The sequence below is a fragment of the Sphingomonas sp. genome, assembly GCF_040398505.1.
Taxonomy (GTDB): domain Bacteria; phylum Pseudomonadota; class Alphaproteobacteria; order Sphingomonadales; family Sphingomonadaceae; genus Sphingomonas.
This window is the reverse complement of the sequence record NZ_JBBATX010000140.1, coordinates 1-5,981: the sequence shown is the minus strand read 5'-3', so window position 1 is coordinate 5,981 and position 5,981 is coordinate 1. Positions and strand designations below refer to the sequence as shown.

Annotated in this window: 7 protein-coding genes; 3 read left to right on the top strand and 4 right to left on the bottom strand. The window is 65.1% G+C overall.

The genetic code is table 11. The features are described 5' to 3' along the window. Both ABWP09_RS13165 and ABWP09_RS13160 read right to left on the bottom strand, forming a co-directional pair. On the bottom strand, positions 1–301 hold a 301-nt coding region (locus ABWP09_RS13165; protein WP_353205581.1), incomplete at its 3' end, for a polyhydroxyalkanoic acid system family protein. A 10-nt stretch (positions 302–311) separates the two neighbouring features. Next, the gene (locus tag ABWP09_RS13160) at positions 312–728 is read right to left on the bottom strand and encodes a VOC family protein (RefSeq protein WP_353205580.1); all 417 of its coding nucleotides are present in this window, start codon (positions 726–728) and stop codon (positions 312–314) included. Between the two features lie 198 nt (positions 729–926). Between ABWP09_RS13160 and lnt the strand changes: the two genes are divergently transcribed. Then, positions 927–2,474, top strand: coding sequence for an apolipoprotein N-acyltransferase (gene lnt, locus ABWP09_RS13155; RefSeq protein ID WP_353205579.1), 1,548 nt, complete (start codon positions 927–929; stop codon positions 2,472–2,474). Between the two features lie 75 nt (positions 2,475–2,549). Continuing rightward, positions 2,550–3,767 (top strand): methionine adenosyltransferase, encoded by a 1,218-nt coding sequence (metK, locus tag ABWP09_RS13150; RefSeq protein WP_353205578.1) that lies wholly within the window; start codon positions 2,550–2,552, stop codon positions 3,765–3,767. A 42-nt stretch (positions 3,768–3,809) separates the two neighbouring features. On the opposite strand, the gene ABWP09_RS13145 is transcribed toward metK, so the two are convergent. Then, the gene (locus tag ABWP09_RS13145) at positions 3,810–4,199 is read right to left on the bottom strand and encodes a hypothetical protein (protein WP_353205577.1); all 390 of its coding nucleotides are present in this window, start codon (positions 4,197–4,199) and stop codon (positions 3,810–3,812) included. A 100-nt stretch (positions 4,200–4,299) separates the two neighbouring features. Between ABWP09_RS13145 and trmB the strand changes: the two genes are divergently transcribed. After that, a complete protein-coding gene (gene trmB / locus ABWP09_RS13140; protein ID WP_353205576.1) occupies positions 4,300–4,980 on the top strand; it encodes a tRNA (guanine(46)-N(7))-methyltransferase TrmB in 681 nt (226 codons plus the stop codon). A 117-nt stretch (positions 4,981–5,097) separates the two neighbouring features. On the opposite strand, the gene ABWP09_RS13135 is transcribed toward trmB, so the two are convergent. Further along, positions 5,098–5,574: a rhomboid family intramembrane serine protease gene (locus ABWP09_RS13135; RefSeq protein WP_353205575.1), complete on the bottom strand. Its 477-nt coding sequence runs from the start codon at positions 5,572–5,574 to the stop codon at positions 5,098–5,100. Positions 5,575–5,981 lie beyond the last annotated feature (407 nt).

Sequence of the window (5,981 nt, the reverse complement as noted above, 5' to 3'; positions counted from 1 at the left end):
ACTCCAGCAGCTTCGGCGCTTCCTTCGCCAGCTTCGCGCGGATTTTGTCCGCAAACAGCGCGAGGAACGGCGGCAAGTCGATCTCGGCGCGGACCTTGGCCTCCTCCACGCTGAGCCGGCTCGCCACGCGCTGCCCCAGTGCGGCGACGGTGAAGTGCAGCGTGTCGCCCTCCCAGCGGTGATCGACCGCTGCACCGCCGGGAAACATACCCGCCAGCTTATCGATCCCGCCAGCCACGCGCGCTTTCGCGGCCGCAAGGCCGAGCTTGTGGGGAATTTCGACGGTAATCGGTTCGCTCATCCGGGTTTCCTCATGTCGCGAACACCATCGCGTCATCGGCAAACGCCTTGAACTCAAGCGCGTTGCCGCTGGGATCGTAAAAGAACATCGTCGCTTGCTCGCCCGGCTGGCCGACGAAGCGGAGGTGCGGCGCGATCCCGAAGCGCGTCCCCGCCGCGGTGAGGCGATCGGCGAGCGCCTGCCAATCGGGCATCGTCAGCACCACGCCGAAATGGGGGACGGGGACATCATGGCCGTCGACCGGGTTGCTCGTCGCCACCGGCGTCATCGCCGGATCGAGATGCGCGACGATTTGATGGCCGTAGAGATCGAAATCGATCCACGCGTCCGAGCTGCGCCCCTCGGGGCAGCCGAGCGTCCCGCCGTAAAAAGCGCGCGCGGCGGCGAGATCGTGGACGGGGAAAGCGAGATGGAAGGGGCGAGTCATGGGTCTTGGATAGCGCCGTCCCATTTCTGCGTCACCCTTCAAGAGAGCTCCTTCCCCGGCGAAGGCCGGGGCCCAGTCGAAATGGCTGAGGTGACGAGGGGAAGCGGCCTACAATACACGATGCGCTACTGGGCCCCGCCCTTCGCCGGGGAAGGGGAATGGTTGCCGATAAGAGCAAATACAGCAATAGCCGTCCCCATGTTCACCCGCCCCGCCCTCTTCTCGCTCCTGCTCGGCGGGATCGCCGCGACGGGTTTCGCGCCGCTCGGCTGGTGGCCCGTAACACTCGCCTGTTTCGCCGCGTGGATGGGACTGATCCATGCCGCGCCGAGCGTGAAGGCGGCGCTGTGGCGCGGGTGGCTGTTCGGGCTCGCGCATTTCACGGTCGGCGATTACTGGATCGCCAAGGCCTTCACCTTTCAGGATGCGATGCCGCACGCGCTCGGAATCGTCGCGCCGGTGCTGCTGTCGGTGTACCTTGCGATCTTTCCGATGGCCGCCGGCGCGGTCGCGTGGCGCTTCCGGCGCGCGCGGCCCGATCCGGCGTTCGGGCTGATCTTTGCAGCGGCGTGGATCGCTACCGAATATCTGCGCGGGACAATGCTGACGGGCTATCCGTGGAACCCGTTGTCGGAGATTTGGCTGCCTGTACCGATGATCGCCAGATGGGCTGCAACTATCGGAACGTACGCGCTATCGGGCGTTGCAATCTGCATCGCAGGTAGCTTTCTAATCCATACAGTAGGGCCGGGATGGCGATGGAAAGGCATCCCCGGCAACGCAATGTTCCTGGCGATTGTTCTGATTTCCGCGACGAGCGATCCGGGCGGCCCCATTTTCAGCGCTGGCCCCCTCGCCCCCCGCATCCGCGTCGTGCAACCCAATCTCGACCAGGAACAACGCCCGCGCGACGATTATGCCGAGACCAATCTCGCCGCCCTCGCCAAACTCAGCGGCACCCCCGGCCCTGCCTCGCGCCTAATCGTCTGGCCCGAAGGCGCGCTGCGCTTTCTCCCCGAGGATGGCTATCCAACGGCCTATTATTGGAAAGGAACCCCCGCCGTCACGCGCGCGCGGATCGCGGCGCTGCTCGGCCCGAACGACATTGTGATGACCGGCGGCAATGCGCTGAAATTCGATGCCGCGGGGGAGGTCACCGCCGCGACCAATTCGATCTTCGTGTTCGATGCGAAGGGCGCCATCCGCGGCCGCTACGACAAGGCGCATCTGGTGCCATGGGGCGAATATCTCCCCGCGCGCCCGCTGATGTCGGCGATCGGCCTGTCGCGGCTGGTGCCCGGCGAGTTCGATTTCGCCGCCGGCAAAGGCCCCGCCTCGCTCTCGCTACCACCGTTCGGCGCGGTGGGGTTCCAGATCTGCTACGAAATCATCTTTTCCGGCGCAGTGGTCGACCGCGCGCACCGCCCGGCCTTTATCTTCCACCCGTCGAACGACAGCTGGTATGGCCCGTGGGGCCTGGCCGAGCATCTCGCGCAAGCCCGGATGCGCGCGATCGAGGAGGGCTTGCCCGTGATCCGCGCGACCCCGACCGGCATTTCCGCGATCATCGATGCACAGGGCCGTGTGCTTGCATCGATCCCGGCGGATACGGCGGGGGCGATCGAACTGCCCATCCCGTCTGCGGCACCGCCTACCGTGTTCGCCCGTTTCGGCAACCTGATGGCATTTCTTGTGGCTGCGATACTCGCGGTGTCGGCGATTGCATTGCGCCGTTTCGCGCGATAGGGGCGGATATAAGGAAAGCTTTATATCAGGCATGGCAACGGCCAAAGCTCTCCTCAACCTTTGAGGATTTCACGCATGCGTTCCAGTTTTCTCTTCACCTCCGAATCGGTCTCCGAAGGCCATCCCGACAAGGTCGCCGACCAGATCAGCGATACCGTCGTCGATTTATTCCTGGGCAAGGACCGCTATGCGCGCATCGCGTGCGAGACACTGACCACCACCAATCTCGTCGTCCTCGCCGGCGAAATCCGCTGCAAGGGCGTGTATGAGAATGGCCAGTGGGCCGACGGCGCGCTCGCCGAGATCGAAGCTGCGGTGCGCAACACCGTGCGCGAGATCGGCTATGAGCAATCGGGCTTTCACTGGAAGAGCTTCGCGTTCCACAACAACCTCCACGGCCAGTCGGCGGAAATCGCGATGGGCGTCGACGAAGGCGCGAACAAGGATGAGGGCGCTGGCGACCAGGGCATCATGTTCGGCTATGCCACCGACGAGACGCCGGGCCTGATGCCCGCGACGCTCTATTACAGCCACAAGATCCTCGAGCGGATGGCGGCTGACCGTCATTCCGGCGCGGCCCCGTTCCTCGAGCCAGACGCCAAGAGCCAGGTCACGCTGGAATATAAGGACGAGGTCCCGGTCCGCGCGACCGCGCTCGTCGTCTCGACCCAGCATAAGGCGGGCTATTGCCTGCAGGGCGACAATGCCAACCCGACGCTGTACGACGAGCTTCACAAATACGTTTCGGGCGTGCTGCACGATGTGCTGCCCGACGGCTTCATCAGCGCCGATACCGCGATCTACATCAACCCGACCGGCGCCTTCGAAATCGGCGGGCCGGACGGCGATGCTGGCGTTACGGGCCGCAAGATCATCGTCGACACCTACGGCGGTGCCGCCCCGCACGGCGGCGGCGCGTTCAGCGGCAAGGATCCGACCAAGGTCGATCGCTCGGCCGCCTATGTTGCGCGCTACATGGCAAAGAACGTCGTTGCGGCGGGCCTTGCGCGGCGCTGCACGATCCAGCTCAGCTACGCGATCGGCATTGCCGAGCCGCTGTCGCTCTATGTCGATCTGCACGGCACCGGCACCGTGCCCGAAGCCAAGATCGAGGAAGTGCTGCCCAAGCTCGTGCGCCTGACCCCCAAGGGCATTCGCGAGCATCTGAAACTCAACCAGCCGATCTACAAGCGCACGGCGGCCTATGGCCATTTCGGGCGCGAACCCGATGCCGACGGCTTTACCTGGGAAAAGACCGACCTGGTCGACGCGCTCAAGGCGGCGGTCGCCTGATCCTGCGGGCGGCGCGCCGCGAAAGCGACGCGCCGCCTGCCCTCAATACCCCGCGAGCACGGCATCGGCAAAGCAGCCCGCGATCCGCTGTGGCGGGTGGCCGCCGCGCGCTTGCGCCCACGCAACCGTCTCGGTGCGCTCCTCGGGCGCGATGACGCCGCCCCAAGTGTCGATCAGCCGGTAACCGCCCTTGGCCGTCCGGCGGTAGAAATACACGCCGCGCTCGGCTTCGGCCGGCGTTGCCCAGACCAAGCGCCATGGCCCGTCGGCGAGGATGAGCGTCACTCCGTCGGGCTTGATCTGCTGTCTGGCGTCACGCGTCAGGCGCTTGGCCTCGGCGGCGCGGACCACGGGCCCAATCGGCTGGCGCAGCTTTATGCAGGGGGCAGGCAGCGCCGCTGCCGTCGTCATCATCATGAGCATCGCCAGCATCGCATCCTCCCGATTCGTTTCGATAGCGTATCGCCGCACACGGTAACTGTCGACCGAGGCACCCTTTGCGCAACCGCCGCCGCTCGCTAAGGCCGACGCGATGACCGATCCGATGACCACCCGCCGCCTCTATGGCCGCCGCCAGGGGCATAAATTGCGCCTCGGCCAGGCCGATCTCGTCGAGCAATTGCTGCCCGACATCAGCGTGCCCGAAACCGGGCCGCTCGATGCCGCCACGATGTTTGGCGAAGACCGCCCGCTCGAGGTCGAAATCGGCTTCGGCGCGGGTGAGCATCTCGCCGGGCAAGCCGCCGCGCGGCGTGACACCGGCTTCATCGGCTGCGAACCGTTCCTCAACGGCGTCGTCGGTGCGCTCGCCCACGTCCGTGACGACGCGCTCGACAATGTCCGGCTGCACATGGGCGATGCGCTCGACGTGCTCGAACGCTTGCCCGACGCGTCGCTTGCCCGCGTGTATCTGCTCCACCCCGATCCGTGGCGAAAGGCGCGCCACGCCAAGCGCCGCATGATCAACCACGGCCCGCTCGACCTGATCGCGGCGAAGCTAAAACCGGGCGCCGAATTCCGGCTCGGCACCGACGACCCGACCTATTGCCGCTGGGCGATGATGATCATGGACCAGCGCCGCGATTTCGCATGGACCGCAAACGACCCGGCCGACTTTCTCACGCGCCCCGACGACTGGCCCGAGACGCGCTACGAACGCAAGGCGCGGCGGCAAGGTCGCGAAGTGTGGTACTTCAGGTACTTACGGGTTTGAGCGACACAGCAGACGCCTTCTCGACTGGCAGCTTGGTGACCTCACGGGCGGCTGCGAAGGCGATGTCCGGCAGCCCGTCGGGACTCGCCTTATTGGGCCGGCGCTGCGCGCGTCTCGTTACGCGAAGCGTCCGTCCGGGGCGCGCGCGAATCGGCGAACAAGCGCCCCGATCAGGAGACCGATCGCCAACGGCACGAAATGTCCCGCCTTTACGAACCCGTTCTCGCTCACGCGCAGGTCGAGCGCTAGGGCAACGCCCAATCCGACCAGCGCGATGCACCAGCCGCGCGATCGGACCGTCAGGAGCAGCAGCGCGGCACCAACGAGGATGAGCGAAGCCCCCGAGGCGCCGGATAGGAATGCCTCGGGCTGCGTCATCGCGTCCGCAAATTGCCCGACTGCGCCCCCCAGGATGCCGAGGGGCACAGTGGCGCGCCGCAGAGCGCGGCTTTCGAGGGCGGTTCCGACAACGCCAATCACGAGGCAATTGAACAGCATGTGGAAGAATTGGACGTGCAGCCATTGTGACACGACGAGCCGCCACATGGACAACGGCGTTAAGCTTTCGCCCTTGAACGCGCCGAAGGCGATCATGGCGCGCGATCGATGGGGTGCCAGCATCGGCTGACCCAAGCGAATGCTCACGAAGAACCACGCCAAAATGATCGACGCAGCCCATATTTGGGAAGACGATAGTCGCGGCCTTATTCGGAGATCGAGATCCAGTGTCGTTACTCCCGAGCATAGAAAACGCGCGTGCCATGATCGCGCCGCCGGTTATGGCAACATTGTGGTATTGCGGTGCAATCCAGATCGATAAGACAGAAGCGCGGGTATCAAAGGAGTTATCGTTGCGCTCTTGATAGTCGATCAGCAAGGGGCCGGTGCGTTTCAATGCGAACTGCTTGTCGGTCGGCCACATGACGAATTGCGAGACGGACGCAGTCTACCCCTTAACGGCAACGCGGCAAGGAGGGTGTCGTATTGTGCATGAAGCGTCC

Excerpts from the sequence above, each read along its gene's own strand:
- ABWP09_RS13160 (WP_353205580.1), bottom strand. The coding sequence starts at position 728 with ATGACTCGCCCCTTCCATCTCGCTTTCCCCGTCCACGATCTCGCCGCC.
- lnt (WP_353205579.1), top strand. The coding sequence starts at position 927 with ATGTTCACCCGCCCCGCCCTCTTCTCGCTCCTGCTCGGCGGGATCGCC.
- metK (WP_353205578.1), top strand. The coding sequence starts at position 2,550 with ATGCGTTCCAGTTTTCTCTTCACCTCCGAATCGGTCTCCGAAGGCCAT.
- ABWP09_RS13145 (WP_353205577.1), bottom strand. The coding sequence starts at position 4,199 with ATGCTGGCGATGCTCATGATGATGACGACGGCAGCGGCGCTGCCTGCC.
- trmB (WP_353205576.1), top strand. The coding sequence starts at position 4,300 with ATGACCGATCCGATGACCACCCGCCGCCTCTATGGCCGCCGCCAGGGG.
- ABWP09_RS13135 (WP_353205575.1), bottom strand. The coding sequence starts at position 5,574 with ATGATCGCCTTCGGCGCGTTCAAGGGCGAAAGCTTAACGCCGTTGTCC.